The organism is Bizionia argentinensis JUB59 (assembly GCF_000224335.1).
Lineage (GTDB): Bacteria > Bacteroidota > Bacteroidia > Flavobacteriales > Flavobacteriaceae > Algorimicrobium > Algorimicrobium argentinense.
In genome coordinates, this window is sequence record NZ_AFXZ01000003.1 from 18,000 (window position 1) to 35,490 (window position 17,491).

Consider the following 17,491-nt stretch of genomic DNA (forward strand, 5'->3'; position numbering starts at 1 on the left):
ATTATTTGAAACAATAGTAGTAGTATCTATAAAATCCAACAAGCGGGAAATAGTGAGTGTCGGAAAAAATCAAATGAAATAAGGAAAAAGAGTATTGGAAGTAGATGCCTTTATAATAAAAAAGAAGTTTTGGGTTATATATAAGTTCTTAAAATTGATTGAATATCCAAGCTATCTTTTTGAGGAATTAAAAAATTGTCTAAATCTTCATCTGAATTTATTTGTTCTGCGCTATCTATAAAACCATAACCTAAATACATGCCGTTTTTAATGAGTACAAAGGCTTCTTCATTAGCATCACGGCCATTTCTCTTTATAATCTGGCAGTCTTCAACTTTAGTTGTCGCTTCAATAGCATTGTTGACTCTCGCATTATAATCAGCTACTGCCTCATTGTTTATACAAATACCTTTACAGTTTTTTATACTATAGTGGCCGCATTGTGCGACACCTTCTTGTAAATGACAATATTTAGGACATAACTCAAATTTTAAACAGAGTTCTTCTAAAAATAATCTCGATTCTCTAATATTATGAAAAACCTTAATAGGATTTGGACACGATTTAAGGGGGTTGTATGCTAAATGTATAATGCCATTTCTGTCTTCGTAGCTAAATATGCCATAGCTTTTAGGGTTGCGTTTTGCCTGTTTATTAAACTTGGGAAAATGCTGTTTAATAGCGGCATTTTCCATTAAAAGGGCAATCAATTCGCTACCAGCCAACTCGAAATCGATATCTCGAGTTTCGCGACACATATCCAATGATTTTTGAGCTTTGCTATAAAAATGACTCAAAACACGCTTTTTTAAATCTATAGCTTTTCCTATATAAATTATTTCACCCAACTTGTTTTTAAAATAATAGACTCCCGCAGTATTTGGAATAGCATTAAATGCAGCCGTTGGTAAATGAGCTGGTAGCGTGGCTTCTTTTGATGTTTTGTTTAGAAAACTACTAAAAACTTCACCTGTTTCATCTTTTTTTAACAACATTTCAAATAAAATCACCGTTGCTTGAACATCGCCTCTTGCTCTATGTCTATCAGTGATTTCTATGTCTAAACTTTTACAAAGTTTGCCAAGACTGTATGACGGAAAACCTGGAAGTAATTTTCTGGATAGTCTTACTGTGCATAATTTTTTTCTGTTGAAATCTAAATCCAATAATTTGAACTCATTGCGAATTACATTATAATCGAAATTTACATTATGAGCCACAAAAGTACTGTCTTCAGTTATGTTAAGAATATCTTGTGCAATATCCTCAAAAGTTGGTGCGTTAGCAACCATGAGGTTGTCAATGCCGGTTAAAGTCGTTATATAAATGGGAATAGCGGTTTGCGGATTCACCAAGGACGTAAACTCATCTATTACTTGGTTTCCGTCGTATTTAAAAATGGCTATTTCGGTAATTCTATTCGTTTGTCCGGTCGTTTCGACATCTATAATGGTATATATCATTTTAAATGTTTTTCTAATAATTTCAGTTCTACGCCCAGATTATTAAACATGGTCATAATACTGCTGATTTTTAATTCTTCTTGATCGTATTCTTGGGTGTTTATGCTGCATGTAAATTCCCAAAGTTCCAACACTTCATCAATCGGTATGCTATAAGGTTGGTAAAGTGGATTATCGGAAACCAAAAGTAAGTTATTGGATTCTTTAATCTGATTAAAAACGCGTTTGTAAACCATGCCGTCATTCAATGTTAACAACACATAAGTTCTGTTGTTTGAAATATCATTTCGGTCTTCAACAAATTTCCCAACAATATAAGAACCTTCTTTTAGTGGTAACATGGAATCACCTTTAATAGGAAATGCTCGATGTTTTCCAGACGGTAAAAACGGCAGTTTAATTTTCTGCAATTGCTCAATATATTCAGGATCGTCATAACCTGATAAATAACCAGCAGATGCTTTTATGGGAACCACTTCAATGAGGTTTTCATTATCATCATCCACCGTTATAGGGAATAAAACACGGGTGTTGCCAATTTCAATAAAAGAGGTGTCTTTGGACTTGGTTAAATCATTTTTAATCAGAATATCCACCGGAATTTTAAAGTAATCCGATAATTGAATCAACATCTCGATAGTAGGCGTGGAGCGACCTTCCTCGTAAGAACTAATCCTAGAGCGCGTAACTTTTAAATCGTCTGCAAATACTTCTTGGGTTAAACCCTTGAGGTGCCGCAAGTGCCGAATGTTTTTAGTTATATTTTTCATAATGCTACAAATGTAAGCAATAAATGCTTAATAATGTAGCTAACTTTGCTGTATCAAATACAACTTGTAAAAAGTGTTTTCAATTAAAGAATATTTTAAACGATTTTATTTAATGCTTTAAGCCGATTGTATGTATTGAAGTTATAAGAGATTTAATTTTTTAGGGATCGTTTTTAGAGGTTGCCATTTCGGCCTATCGAAGATTTATCGTAAAATTTGAAATGAAGATGGCGTGAAATTTTAGGCTGTTTGAGCGCACAAAACCTTGAATTAAGGAAGGTGTTTAATGCGAGTTCCTAAAATTTAGCCATCAAATGATAAATTTAGATATAGGTTCGTAAGCCTAGACTTTTTTGTTTCTTTTTTGGGCGATGCAAAAAAGAAAAGACTAAAAATCCATTTAGGATAAGATTTTTTTCAATTAAGGAGAATATTTATTGTGAACGGTTTATAATAATAAAAAAATAATTACTAACCCCATGAAAAAGCAAATGTTACATCTGGATTTAGATACCTTTTTTGTGTCTTGCGAACGCTTAATTGATAGTCGCCTACAAAAGCGTCCACTATTAGTTGGCGGCATTGGAGATAGAGGCGTGGTGGCAGCTTGCAGTTATGAAACCAGGCATTTTGGTGTGCATTCTGGTATGCCTATGAAAGTCGCCAAACGTTTATGTCCGGAAGCAGTGGTTATTCGTGGCGATTCGTCTATTTACACCAAATATTCGCATATGGTTACCGAAATTATTAAGGAGCGTGTGCCAGTATTTGAAAAAGCGAGTATTGACGAATTTTATGCCGATTTAAGTGGGATGGATAAATTTTTTGGAAGTTATAAATATGCTTCAGAATTGCGTCAGAAAATTATAAGCGAAACAGGATTGCCCATTTCATTTGGGTTATCTGCCAACAAAATTGTCTCGAAAGTTGCTACAGGTGAAGCGAAACCCAATAACCAATTGCGGATTGATAGTGGATTTGAAAAATCATTTTTAGCGCCTTTATCTATTCGGAAAATTCCATCTGTTGGCGAAAAAACCTATCAGATTTTAAGAAACCTAGGTGTTGATAAAGTCAGTGTCGTGCAACAAATGCCATTGGAAATGATGATTAGTGTTTTGGGTGCTAATGGTAAAACTATTTGGAAACGCGCCAATGGCATTGATAATCCGCCATTAATTCCCTTTCATGAACGCAAATCTATTTCTACGGAGCGTACCTTTACTAAAGATACCATTGATGTTGTAAAACTCCGAACGACCATTTTTGCCATGGCCGAAAACTTGGCTTTTCAATTGCGTCGCGCTGATAAATTAACGGCTTGCATTGCCGTTAAAATTCGGTATTCAGATTTTAATACTTATACCAAACAAATTAAAATATCCTATACCAGCGCCGATCATGTGCTTGTTCCTGCTATTTTAGAACTGTTTGATAAACTGTATCAACGCCGATTACTTATTCGTTTGGTTGGCGTAAAATTCAGCCATATTGTTACAGGAAATTATCAAATTAATTTGTTTGATGATACCGAAGAGATGTTGAATTTATATAACGCCATGGATGCCATTCGCGGTAAATATGGCGAATCCAGCATTCAGCGCGCTGCGTCCATGGGTGCCAAAACCATTGGACGTTTTAAAAATCCATTTAATGGCGAGCCACCAGTAATTTTAGCACACCGAAAACACTAATGTATTTAAATTGTCACTCATATTATTCCTTGCGTTTTGGTACATTTTCAGAAGTTGATCTTTTGGAAATGGCTCAAGAATATGGGTTGCAACAAATTGCTTTAACGGATATTAATAATACATCAGCCTGTTTAAATTTTGTTAGAAAAGCGAAAGATTATAACATCAAACCCGTTATTGGAATTGACTTTAGACATGGTGCCAAACAAAAATTTGTAGGTATTGCAAAAAATAATGCAGGCTTTCAGGAACTGAACGATTTTTTATCGGAATATGCACATCAAAAAAAAGCACTTCCAGAAATAGCGCCACATTTTAAAAATGTTTTTGTGGTCTATTCTTTAGAACAAGTCATGCTTTTGGAGAAAACAGCATTTGAAGATTTTGAGTTTATTGGCATTAGTGTTAACGATCTAAAAAAACTGCCATTTACTTTATATAAAGATTATACAGATAAATTAGTCGTTCAACAGCAAGTAACTATTCGCAGCAAAAAAGATTTTAATGCACATCGCTTATTACGCGCTATTGATAATAATACCTTGTTGAGTAAATTATCGCAAACGGAAGAATGCAGCGAAAATGATAAAATGTATTCGCCAGATAAATTATCAGACTATTTTCAGTTGTTTCCGTTTATTATAGAAAACACCAATAAATTACTTAACGCTTGTAATGTCTCATTTGATTTTGATTCCGATAGAGTGTCGCAAAATCAAAGTGTGTATTTAGATTCGGAAACAGCCGATTTCGATTTATTAAGAGAACTCTGTGAAACTAAATTGCATAGGCGTTATGCCAATCCTTCAGGAAAAGTGCGTGAGCGACTAGAAACCGAGCTCAAAACGATTAAGGAAATGAATTTTGTATCCTATTTTCTTATAAATTACGATATTGTAAGCTATTCAAAAAGTCAAGGATATATTCACGTAGGAAGAGGAAGTGGCGCCAATAGTATTGTGGCTTATATTATAGGAATTACGGATGTGGATCCAATAGAATTAGACTTATATTTTGAACGGTTTATTAATCCGTTTCGAAAATCGCCTCCGGATTTTGATATCGATTTTTCCTGGAAAGAACGAACTGATATTACCGAATATATTTTTAAACGCTTTAAAAATGTCGCTTTACTAGCCGTTTATAACACCTTTAAATACCGCGCTGTGGTACGGGAATTGGGTAAAGTTTTCGGGATGCCCAAAGAAGAAATAGATAAAATTAGCACGGGCAGATATCAAACGCCAGAAATTGACGAAATAGGCGCATTGGTGATTAAATATGGCGAATTAATTCAAGGGTTCCCTAATTATGTCAGTGTGCATTCCTGTGGGATTTTAATTCTGGATAAACCCATTCATTATTATTCGGCAACTGATATGCCGCCAAAAGGTTTTCCAACCGTACAATTTGATATGATTATTGCTGAAGATGCGGGCATTTTTAAATTTGACATTTTAGGCCAACGCGGACTGGCCAAAATAAAAGACACGCTGGATATTATTAAATATAACCGACCCGAAGAACCAGAAATTGATATCACCGATGTCGAAAAATTTAAAATCGATCCCAAAGTCAATGCCTTATTAAAAAATGGAAAAGCAACGGGCGCGTATTATGTAGAATCGCCAGCCATGCGTGGTCTAATGTGCAAACTTCAAACACAGGATTATTTAGGTTTGGTGGCGGCAAGTTCCATTATTAGACCAGGCGTTTCAGGTTCTGGTATGAAACAGGAATTTATTAAACGCCACCGACGTCCAGAATATCGAAAAGACGCCAATCCGATGTTGCTGAAAATTATGCCTGAAACCTATGGTATTATGGTGTATCAAGAAGATGTGTTGAAAGTGGCCAACCAATTCGCCGGCTTAACATTAGGTGAAGCCGATGTATTGCGCCGTGGTATGAGCGGTAAATTTCGCTCTAGAGCCGAGTTTCAAGCGGTGGAAGATAAGTTTATAAATAATTGTAAAACTAAAGGTTATAGTGACGCCTTAACTTTTGAAGTTTGGAATCAGATAAAAAGTTTTGCAGGTTATGCGTTTGCAAAAGGGCATTCGGCGTCTTATGCGGTGGAAAGTTATCAGAGTTTGTATTTAAAATGTTATTACCCGTTGGAATTTATGGTGGCGGTTTTAAATAATGGCGGCGGATTTTATAGCACCGAACATTATATCCACGAAACCAAAATGTGCAACGGAATTGTAAAAGCACCATGCATTAATAGAAGCGATCACCCCAATAGGATAGAAGGCAGTACCATTTATCTCGGTTTTGGATATTTAAAAAATTTAGAAAGCTATACGGTTAAACGGCTTTTAACCGAGCGGCAGCTTTATGGACCCTTTAAATCCTTGGATAATTTTATTGATCGTGTCGTTATTAGTATTGAGCAGTTAACCATTTTAATACGGATTGGGTCTTTTGATTTTACAGGAATTGCAAAGGCAGAATTACTTTGGAACGCTATTTTTAAAGTGAATAGTAACAAATCTAAAACACCGCAAAAACAATTATTTAAGCCCAATCATAAAGCGTTTAATTTACCAAAACTCAATTCTAGTTGGCTAGAAGATGCCTATGACGAAATGGAATTATTAGGTTTCCCGTTGTGCGATTATTTTGATTTAATTAATGAGCCTATCAAATCGCATATAAAAGCAAAAAATATGTTGACTCATAGTGGTGAGAATGTTTTGCTATACGGTAAATTGGTAAATACCCGATTTCATAAAGGTGCCACAGGGAAACTCATGCGCTTTTGCACGTTTGTAGATGATGAAGGTTGCTATTTTGATACCGCTCATTTTCAAGATACGGTAGAAAAACATCCCATTAACGGGATTGGAATTTATGCTTGTTATGGTAAAATAACGGAAGAATATGGTTTTTGCAGTCTGTCTATTATTTGGACACAAAAAATGGCTTTAAAAACGGATCCACGATTAAATTAATTGGCACCGCCAAAGGGTATAATTCCCCGAGGCTTGCCTCGAAAATAAAATTTCATTTCCTACGAATGGCTCATGGTCTTGCCTCGAGGTAGTTTACTATGTTTAGTTATCATAGGAAATACCCATGATTTCAAAAACCCGGTCTTCTTTAGCGAGTTTTAAAATGGCTTGTTCGCCTACTTTTTTATCCGTTAATAAACGTGCGATAGGTGAAATAAAAGAAATCTTTCCTTTGGCAATATCGGCTTCATCCACACCAACAATTTGATATTGCTGTGATTTTTTAGCAGATTCAATTTTTAGAGTAATCAAAGCGCCAAATCGGACTTCATCTTGTGGCTGTTTGGTTAAATCGACAATTTTAGCTGTAGATATCCGGTTGTTCAGTAACTGTAATTTAGCATTTATATGATTCACGGCAATTCGCCGTTCCTTTTCATTTGTGGGATCTAAATTTTCTTTTTCATGAGCAAAGTCTTGTCTTTCGGCTAAAAGTTCGTCCATGCCATTTTGCGTTACGTAGTTTGTAACACCTTCTGGCAAATCTGCTCTTGGCGGTACGAAAGGAACTTCTTCTTGGTCGTCTTCTTTTACAAAACCTCTACTCATGATTTACATATCATTTATGTTATACATTTCTATCAACCAACATAATTTAAAGAAAAATTAATTAATATCCAAAATATAGACGTGTCAGGGGTTTGTTGATTTTAGTTTGAAAGGTAAGTTGTTAAATACGCAAACAGCATGACTCGAAATTGTTTAAGAAGCTTATTCAGTTTTAGATTAATAATAGGAAGGTACTTTTAAACCGAACAAAGAAAATATATTAGGGCAATGAATTAGCCTAAAACCATCGTGGATTAATTGGACTCTATGCAGCATTTTAAAATTAAAGAAGAAAAACAATGGTTGTATATGTTTTAAATGGTCTTTTAGTAACGATACTATTTAAAATTTTCTACCGTAAAATTAAGTTGGCTCTATTCAGAACCAGTTATTCTTCATTGACTAATTCATCAATAATTGACTTTATTCTACCATGTTTAATGGGTTTAATGATATAATCTGAAATCTCACTTATTTTTTTTGCTCTTTCAATGTCTGCTATATCAACAGAAGATGAGACCATATATATAATTATTTTTTTTCCTAATTTTGGTTTAATTTTTATGTATTCTTCCATAAACTGAAACCCATCCATAATAGGCATATTTATATCCAGTAAAATAATGTCTGGGAGTTCTGCATCTTTGTTCAGATTCTCAATCATATAGTTTAAAGCTTCTTCTCCATCAGAAAAAGCAATTATACTGTTTATTAGATTAAGAGATTTTATGGTCTTTTTTATAGTATATTGATATATCTCATCATCATCAACAATACAAAAATTAAAACTTTTAGTCATATCTTATACATTAAAATTAATACTGAAAGTGGAGCCTACATTAACTTCACTCTCTACGGATATTTTTCCTCCCATGGATTCCACTTGAGTTTTTGTCATAAATAAACCGACTCCTTTAGCATCAGGATGCCTATGGAATACCTTATTTAAGCCAAATATTTTATGACCATGTCTTTCTAAATTGATACCTAAACCATTATCTTTAAATTTGAGTTTTGGTACTCCATTTTCTATTATAGAGTGAATAAAAATTTCAGGTGTTCTATTTTTAGCTTTATATTTTATGGCATTGCTTACTAAATTAAGAAAAATACTTTCTAAATAAACTCTATTATATTTAATATTTGGATTTTTTGAAAAATCACTGATTATTTTTGTGTCTGTTTTTAAAATTTGACCAGAAAGAATTTCTTTTATTTTGTTCAGAATTTCGCTAAACGTAAGCATTTCTATATTTTTTGAGTCTTCATTTTTAGTTTTTAGGGCTTCAATTAGTGTGTTTAGTGTTTCAGTAAGATGATTTATAACCGTTTCAAATTTTTCGAATAAATCAATTCTTTCACTTTCTGATTCTGCCGCTTTATAAAAATCCAATAAGGCGTTTAAATTACTTACTGGAGCACGTAAATTATGTGAAGTAATGTGAGCGAAATCTGCCAACTGAATGTTTTGATCAGTCAGTTTATTGGCTAATATTTCTAAACTTGCTTTGGCTTCTAGTATTTTCTTTTCTGCCTTTTTTTGAACTGTTATATCTCTAATCGCTGCAGAAACTAATAACCCTTCTTCTGTTTGAAGTGGACTCAAGCTTATTTGGATAGGGATTTCTATTCCTGCCTTATTTATGCCAAATAATTCTTTTCCTATTCCCATGGTTCTAACTTTAGGATTAGAGAAAAAACCACCCTGATGTACCTTGTGATTACCTGTAAATCTTCCAGGAATGAGAATTTCAACGGGTTTACGAAATAATTCTTCAGCGGAATATCCAAATAATTTTTCAGATTGTTTGTTTATGAGTTGTATTTTACCTTCTTCATTCACAATAACCATGGCATCAGGTGCGGATTCTAACAAGCCTCTAAATTTATTTTCCGCCATTCTTTGCGTTGTTACATCTTGGCAAGTACCAATCATTTCAATAACATTACCTTTGTTATCTTTAAGAACTTCAGCCAAAAGTTGTATCGTTTTCACAGTTCCATTTGTTAGTGTGATACGATGCATTAAATCAATGATTTTTTTATTATGTATAGACTTCTCTACTTTATCCGTTACTTTTTCTTTATCTTCTGGATGGACAAAACTAAAGTAAGTATCATAGGTAATATCTGTGTTTTCTTTAACTCCGAAAATATTATAAAGGTTAGTTGACCATTTCACCTTATTGGTAAAGAGATCCCATTGCCAATTCCCCATCATTATTATTTTCTCTGCAAAATTTAATAATTGATTTTTACGTATTAAGTCATTCTGCACTCTTTTTCTATCAGAAATATCATTTGCCACAGCTAAAAAACCGAGTTTTTCACCTTGTTCATTTTTAATTGCTGTTAACGTTAGCTCTACAGGAAAAGTAGAACCATCTTTATTGCGGAAAGTCCATTCTCTTGTATCGAATGCATCGTTTTTAGCTAATTCTAAATAAGGACTAAAACCAGTAAGATCTTTGTCATATTTCTTTGCAATATCCTCTTTGAAATTTGACAACTCTTCCTCTAAATGATAAATTTCTGGCTGTTTTAATCCAATCATTTCTGAAGCTGAATATCCTAATAAATGTTCTGCTCCGCGATTAAAATTATTTATTACACCCTCATTATCAACTGATACGATTGCGAGTGGTCCAGAATTAAATATAGCCTTTAATTGGGTGAGGGCATCAAATAACTCTTTTTCAGCAACCTTCGTGGCAGTAATATCTTGGCATGTTCCAATCATTTCAACAACCTCGTTTTTATCATTGGTAATGACTTCACCAAGAAGCTGAATGTATTTCAATTTCCCATCACCAGCTATAATACGATGGGTAAACTTTTTAAGACGCTTCTCATTTCTTGTTTGATCAAAGTAATCCGTTACTATTTCCTTATCATCAGGATGAACAAAATTGAAATACGTATCAAAACTTATGCACTCTATTTCCCTATCTAATTTAAAAATATTAAAGAGGTTATCAGACCATTCAACTTTATCTTCAACCGTGTCCCATTGCCAATTACCCATCAAAGTTATTGCTTCTGCAAAATTCAATAACTTATTTTTTCGCAATAATTCATTCTGAGCAATTTTTTTTTCAGACGTATCTGTTGAGACGCCTAAATAACCAATAAGTTCACCCTGATCATCTTTAATTGAGGTTAAGGTTAGTTGAACAGGAATAAGTGAGCCATCTTTTTTGAGGTATGTCCATTCACGGGTGTCATAAGCATTATGTTTTGATAGTTCTAACAGGGCACTAAATCCTATTGGGTTTTTACTATATTGCTTTGCTATATCAATTCTAAATGCATCTAATTCTTCTTGTAAGTGATAAAACCTAGGTCTTTGCAATCCGATTATTTCAGATGCCGAATAACCTGTTAGAATTTCTGCACCATGATTAAATTGACTAATAATACCATTAATTTCAGTAGCTACAATACCTACAGCCCCAGAATTAAATATGGCTTTCAATTCAGTGTGCGCTTTATTTAGCGCTATTTGGGAGATTTTTATGTTATTTACATCCTGAAACACTCCAAAAAATCGGGCGCATTTACCATCAATAAATTCCACTTGTCCAATAGCACGCGTCCATATATTAGTTCCTTTTGCGGTTTCAATCTCTACCTCTACATCATAAGGTATACCGTTCTCTATTGCTTCTTTAACAACTCTTGCAATTGTATCTCTGCTTTTACCCTCCTTATAAAAATTAATACTTTTTTCTAAATCTGGTATGTAACCTTCAGGTACTTCATGAATTTCACAAACCATTTTACTCCAGAAAACTTTATTTTTTAGTAAATCAACCTCCCAAGTTCCTATTCGCGCAACCTCATTCGTTTTATCTAATATTTTTTCAATTCGGATTTTATCATCTTCATTTGCTTTTATACTAGTTATATCCTCTGTTTGCATTAATATGCCTCCTATATTACCAGCTGAATCGTACCAAGGTCGCACATCCCAATGAATCCATTGCAGAGATCCATCAGCACGAATAAAAGATGTTTCTTTATTTACATCAATGGCACCTTTAAGGCATCTTTGATGCATTTCCTTCCATTTTTCTCCTATTTCAGGAAAGAGATCGTAGTGAGAACGACCAATAAACTCTTTTCCTTCCATTTTGTAATCTGTAATCCAGCGCTGAGATACGGCTAAATAGCACATATTATTATCAACCATAGCAATAGCAATTGGCGCTTGCTCAATAAAAATTTTATTATACGCTTCTTTAGCTTCTAAATCTGTTTTGAGCCTTGTTAGCTCTGATATATTCTCTTTTATTTTTCTTTCAGATTTAGCCTGTTCATTATTAGCGTTTTTAAGTTTCTTATTTTGCTGTAGTAATTGCTTTACGACAGGTACTAAAATAAATAGGAATATTCCTATCAACATTAGTATAGTTGCCAGTGCAAGAAGGTAAACAGTGGTTTTTAAATTATTAAGACTTTCTTTTGCAGATTTTTGATATTCTCTTAATGCGGTTTGCATAGTCAAGAAGTAAGGTGATTCTGTTTCTGTAATAATTGTAATATCGCCTTCAATTAGCTTCATAACTGGATTAGCTATGATGTTTTTACTTGAGGTTACTATCGTTTTTAAATAGGAGTCACTCACCTTTAGTAAGGAGTCTAAAGTGCTATGATCTTCTTCATGTTTATTTAGAGAATAAAGATGATTTTGTGCGTTTTCAAAATCATCAGTAAGTGTTTTTAACGAATTTATTGAATCTGAACTTAAATTATTATTGAAATAGAAAACCAAGTTTGATATTCTCTTGTTTAATAAACATAGCTCTGATGTTTTATTAATTAATACAGCTATCTGCTTTTGATTATTGATATTATTTTGAATAACCATCATGGCTGCAATGATGATAATTACAATTGTCGATATAAATAATATATATCTTCTCTTAATTTTATTTTTAAGTGTATTCATAAATGATTTTCTATAATCAAATAGTTATGCGAATTCATGCCAGTTAATTTTCAACAAAATTATTTATTCTGTTGCGTATTACCTTTACAATATAAGGCACCTTAATTTACAAAGAGTCAAACCTAATTTATTTATAAAAGGTGTAAAATATTTTAAGGAAGGGGGTAACTATGATTTGAGTTAAATATAGGTTTTTAACAAATATGCGTAAAAAAGCAATATGTGAAAAGGAAAATTATATTTTTTCTTTTCATATGATATTTTTCGAAGAAAAATCTTACATATTATTTCTTATCATATTGTTAATCAATGATATGTTGTTTTTTTTTTTTCTAAAGCAATTTTGACTTAAATAATAATTATACAGCTTGTTTCTTTCTAATTTGTTGCGTTGTTAATTGCTTAAATTGACCCGAGTAGACGGTATTTAAAAATAGGAGACATGAGCAATCTATTTTGCGGTATAACTTAAAGATTGGGGGTTTATTCTGCCAAAATTCCATTTGAATTGGATTTTTGGTTTATTTAATTTCTACTTTTTTTTGTATTTGGTTAGGTTTATTAATGTGTTAGATTTTTAATGAGTCTTTGATTTACGATTAGAAAACTCTAGTAAATGTTACGGATTATCTATTTAAGGTTTTTGTTTATTGTTATATTATTCTTTATTTAAACTTAAAAATAAAAGCCAATAGAAGAATGGAAACAGGAGGTAGTGGTATTTCCCATTTAAGATTGTCAATATTCACAAACACCACTCCAAGGAATTTTACAAAAAGGATAACAACAATAACTTCGGCAAGCTCATTTTTTAAATGACCAATGTTTGGTGTTCTTATCCACTTTAAAACGTTTTTTATCATTATACTTTCTATTAGAACTAAAGATAGTATAAAGACGATGTGCAACTATGAAAAGTACGAGAGCAATTAAAAATGTATCTAAAGATTCAATAAGATATGTTGCTCCTATATCTGCTGTGTTTAAATGTGCTTGTTTTTTGGAATATAATTAAAGATGACTGCTCTAAAGGTATTAATGGTTTTTAAAGCACCAACAATAAAAAGTAGTAGCCGAGCCAAGTAGTGGACAAATAATGGCAATCTAGCTTATATATTGGAATAGATAGAAGGTTTTCTTCATAATTCTAAAGTATTGAAAGTTATTATTATTATTATTATTATTATTATTATTATTATTATTTATTATTATATAAGGTTATAAAAAATAAAACCCCAGAATAGTCTGGGGTTTTACTTAAAATTTAATTGCTTTTAATCAATTAAAAGAATCCAACTGGTTTCTTGTCATAAGAGATTAACATGTTTTTCACAACACGGTAATGATCTAAAGCCATTTTATGGTTTTCACGACCGAATCCTGATTCTTTAACACCACCAAACGGAGCGTGGGCTGGATAAGTATTGTATTGGTTAACCCAGACTCTACCTGCTTTAATAGCACGAGGCACTTGGAATAATTCGTGAGCATCACGAGACCAAACACCAGCACCTAGACCGTAAGGAGTGTCATTTGCGATAGTAATAGCTTCTTCAGTAGAACTGAATGTTGTTAAAGCTGCAACTGGACCAAAAATTTCTTCTTGAAATACACGCATCTTGTTATTTCCTTTCAATACTGTCGGTTGGATATAATATCCTTCAGAAATCTCACCTTCGTAATTTCCAGCGTCTCCACCAGACAATACGGTAGCTCCTTCTTCTTTCCCTATATTGATATATCCTAAAATCTTGTCGTATTGTGCTTTAGATACTTGAGAACCAATCATAGTTTCAGGATCTAATGGATTTCCTTTTTTAACTAACTCTAAACGTGCTTGCATCCTTTCGATAAAAAGATCCGCAATATCTTCGTGAACTAAAATACGTGATGGAGTCGTACAAATTTCCCCTTGATTCAATGCGAACATTAACGCGCCTTCAACAGCTTTGCTAAAGAATTCGTCATCATGATCTGCTACCGAAGGGAAGAAAATGTTTGGAGATTTCCCACCTAATTCCATAGTTACTGGAATAATGTTTTCTGCTGCATTATGCAATACTTTACGACCTGTTTCCGTAGAACCAGTAAATGAAAGTTTTGCAATACGTTTAGATGTTGCTAAAGCTTGCCCAGCTTCGGCACCAAAACCAGTTACAATATTTAATACACCTGCTGGTAAAATATCGCCAATTAGTTCCATTAATGCGATAACACTAGTAGGTGTTTGTTCTGCTGGTTTTACAACTGCAGTACAACCTGCTGCTAAAGCTGGTGCAATTTTCCAAGCTAACATTAACATTGGGAAATTCCAAGGGATAATTTCTCCAACAACACCAATAGGTTCATTTAAAACAATGCTTAATGTGTTTTTGTCATGTTCAGAGATACTTCCTTCATCTGCACGAATAACACCTGCGAAATAACGAAAGTGATCAATACAGTAAGGAATATCTGCTGCACGAGATTCACGAATTGGTTTCCCATTATCGATAGTCTCTAAAGTTGCCAAGTATTCTAAGTTATCTTCCATTACTTGTGCAATTTTCAACAACGCATTACTACGTTCTGTTGCTGAAGACGTACTCCAAGATGGGAATGCTTCGTGAGCTGCGTCAAGTGCAAGATCAATATCTTCTTGCGTTGAACGTGCAGCTTGCGTAAATACTTTACCATCTACTGGAGATACGTTATCGAAATACTGACCCTTTACAGGTGTTACGAATTTACCTCCAATAAAGTTCCCGTATCTTTCTTTGAATACAGGTTTTGTTACATTTGCCATAATTATTATTTTTAAATTTGATTTTTAAATAATGCTTGTCTATACAAGCGTGATTTAATTACAATGCAAATGTATGAAGAGAGCTGACTTGTGAAGTTATTGATACGGCTCAATAACTTATTAAAATAGGTCAATGTAGAGTTTTTAAAAAAACAGAAACGGGAATTCTGATATAATGCCCTGAAAAATAGATGTTTAAGAATATTATTTTTATTTCGAAATATCTGTTGGACTAATTCCAAACTTGTTTTTGAAAGCTACGCTAAAGTTAGATAGATTGTTGTAACCAATATCTAAATAGATATCTGACGCTTTTAAATCACCTCCTTGTAGTAGTTCTTTAGCTTTTTTTAGACGTTTGTCTTGCAGCCATTTTCCCGGTGGTTCCTTATATTCATTTGTAAAATGACGCTTAAAGGTTGATAAGCTCATATTGCATAGGAAGGCAATTTCCTCTAATTTTAAGTTAGAGTGTATATTGCTTTCTACTGTAATCTTAAAAGGTGAAACCTCTTTAGATATTAAAGAACGTAAATAGTACTCAAATTGATTACCATACTTATTAAGTAGATACAGCATGATTTCTTCAAATTTCAAAACTAATAAAGCGTCGCTATAGCTGTTATTTTCAAATGTATTTGATGATATAGAGTTTATAAATGAAGCCAGATAATCATCGTTTTCTATCACGAAATAGGGTACGTCTTCTTTATAAGGTTTTACATTATTAGTGTACTTACTTAAAAAATCGGTGAGTTTGTTTTCAGAAAAAAAGAAGAGCTTACAATAGTAGTTGGCTTCGGTATCCAATAACTCTGTCCACAGCCAATTGCCTTTTTTAAGTAATAAGGATTGATCTTTATTTACGGCAACAGATGTTCCTGCGAAATGTACTTGCTTTTTTCCAATCTGTAAAAAACTAAACATATTCATGCCCAAATTAACCTTGCTTTTTACAACGTCGTGAGGCATTTTAAAATCGTATACGAATAAATCTGGATTCTTGTTATTATCCGTAATATAGATTTCTGGTATGTTTTCTATTGGCATTTTGAGTTTTTCTACGGGCAAATAATGAGTTGCCATTATTTGCATGGTTTAGCGACTCAATTTAGTGAATATTTATGGAATTGTTTTAGGCTAAACGTAAAACCCATGTGAGTTTCGTGAAATTTATTAAATAATAATGCTCGGTTAATAATTTGCATATTACTAACCGAGCATTGCTTTTTATAGGTGTGTTTTCTAGCTGAAATTTTGCTAATTAACAGCAGCCACTTGTTGGCTCACAACAATCTGAAGCTTGTACTTCAGAAAGTTCAACCTTCGTTTTTTCTTGTTTTTCGCCTGCTTTTTCAGCATAAACGGTGATACTAAAAATGCCGGTTGCATCTGTATTGAACGTGATTATTTCTTCTTGAGAAAGATATTTAATAAGAATATCGTCGGGAATACTAATTGGTTTTTCCTTTTGAACTTTAATATTTTTAAATCCGTTATCCTCAATTAGTTTTAAATAATCAGTTTTTTGAATGGCACCTGCCACACAGCCCGCGTACATCTCCGCATCTTCTTTTAAAGCTTCGGGTAATTCGCCAACTAGCACAATATCCGAAATACTAAAGTGGCCACCTGGTTTTAAAACTCTATGGATTTCTGAAATTACTTTTTCCTTATTTGGAACTAAATTCAGTACGCAATTACTCACAATTACGTCTGCTGTATCATCGGTTACAGGCATAGCATCAATATCGCCTTCTCTAAATTCAACATTATTATAACCTAGCTTTTCAGCGTTAATTCGTGATTTCTTAATCATAATTGGTGTAAAGTCAATACCAATAACTTTTCCTTCGCTTCCGGTTTCATGTCTGGCAACGAAACAATCATTACCAGCGCCAGAACCTAAATCGATAACCGTATCGCCTTTTTTAATTTGTGCAAATTGGGTAGGAAGTCCGCAGCCTAAACCTAAATCGGCATCGGCAACATAGCCTGTTGTTTCAGAATAGTCATCCATCATAATATTATACACTTTATTGGAAGGCGTGGTTGCGCCACAACAAGAAGCCGCGTTATCAGCTTTTCCTTGTTCTGCTATTTTAGCATAACGTTCTTTCACAATGTCTTTTAATTCCTGTTCTTTTTTCATAATTATTATATTATTGTGATGATCTATTTGTTTTTATTTCAATGATTAGATGATACAATCTCTTCATTATCTTATTGATTGTAATATTACGATTAATCATTAAAACTGAA

The 17,491-nt window shown here is 33.2% G+C and carries 11 protein-coding genes; 2 read left to right on the plus strand and 9 right to left on the minus strand.

Annotated features, from left to right (window positions below; all coding sequences use genetic code 11):
* Nucleotides 1-134: 134 nt before the first annotated feature.
* Nucleotides 135-1,463 carry an exonuclease domain-containing protein gene (locus BZARG_RS01920; RefSeq protein WP_008634896.1) on the minus strand — a complete coding sequence of 443 codons (1,329 nt, stop codon included), beginning with the start codon at nucleotides 1,461-1,463 and terminating at the stop codon, nucleotides 135-137.
* Complete coding sequence (locus BZARG_RS01925) at nucleotides 1,460-2,233, minus strand: XRE family transcriptional regulator (RefSeq protein ID WP_040287910.1); 774 nt, start codon at nucleotides 2,231-2,233, stop codon at nucleotides 1,460-1,462. The genes BZARG_RS01920 and BZARG_RS01925 overlap by 4 nt, the downstream gene beginning before the upstream one ends.
* A 479-nt stretch (nucleotides 2,234-2,712) precedes the next feature.
* On the opposite strand from BZARG_RS01925, the gene BZARG_RS01930 reads away from it, so the two are divergent.
* Nucleotides 2,713-3,927, plus strand: a complete 1,215-nt coding sequence (locus BZARG_RS01930; RefSeq protein ID WP_008634966.1) for a DNA polymerase Y family protein — start codon at nucleotides 2,713-2,715, stop codon at nucleotides 3,925-3,927.
* Entirely contained in the window at nucleotides 3,927-6,884 is a 2,958-nt protein-coding gene (locus tag BZARG_RS01935) for a DNA polymerase III subunit alpha (protein ID WP_008634969.1), read from the plus strand. The genes BZARG_RS01930 and BZARG_RS01935 overlap by 1 nt, the downstream gene beginning before the upstream one ends.
* 102 nt (nucleotides 6,885-6,986) lie before the next feature.
* On the opposite strand, the gene BZARG_RS01940 is transcribed toward BZARG_RS01935, so the two are convergent.
* The 7 genes from BZARG_RS01940 to BZARG_RS01970 form a co-directional block, all read right to left on the minus strand.
* A complete protein-coding gene (locus BZARG_RS01940; protein WP_008634973.1) occupies nucleotides 6,987-7,493 on the minus strand; it encodes a GreA/GreB family elongation factor in 507 nt (168 codons plus the stop codon).
* A 388-nt stretch (nucleotides 7,494-7,881) separates the two neighbouring features.
* Complete coding sequence (locus BZARG_RS01945; protein WP_008634827.1) at nucleotides 7,882-8,292, minus strand: response regulator; 411 nt, start codon at nucleotides 8,290-8,292, stop codon at nucleotides 7,882-7,884.
* 3 nt (nucleotides 8,293-8,295) lie between these two features.
* Complete coding sequence (locus BZARG_RS01950; protein ID WP_008635010.1) at nucleotides 8,296-12,444, minus strand: PAS domain-containing sensor histidine kinase; 4,149 nt, start codon at nucleotides 12,442-12,444, stop codon at nucleotides 8,296-8,298.
* A 665-nt stretch (nucleotides 12,445-13,109) separates the two neighbouring features.
* Complete coding sequence (locus BZARG_RS15910; protein WP_008634840.1) at nucleotides 13,110-13,307, minus strand: YqhA family protein; 198 nt, start codon at nucleotides 13,305-13,307, stop codon at nucleotides 13,110-13,112.
* A gap of 419 nt (nucleotides 13,308-13,726) precedes the next feature.
* Entirely contained in the window at nucleotides 13,727-15,229 is a 1,503-nt protein-coding gene (locus BZARG_RS01960) for an aldehyde dehydrogenase family protein (RefSeq protein ID WP_008635013.1), read from the minus strand.
* A 210-nt stretch (nucleotides 15,230-15,439) separates the two neighbouring features.
* Nucleotides 15,440-16,279 (minus strand): helix-turn-helix domain-containing protein, encoded by an 840-nt coding sequence (locus BZARG_RS01965; RefSeq protein WP_008635008.1) that lies wholly within the window; start codon nucleotides 16,277-16,279, stop codon nucleotides 15,440-15,442.
* A 214-nt stretch (nucleotides 16,280-16,493) separates the two neighbouring features.
* Complete coding sequence (locus BZARG_RS01970) at nucleotides 16,494-17,381, minus strand: arsenite methyltransferase (RefSeq protein WP_008634925.1); 888 nt, start codon at nucleotides 17,379-17,381, stop codon at nucleotides 16,494-16,496.
* Nucleotides 17,382-17,491 lie beyond the last annotated feature (110 nt).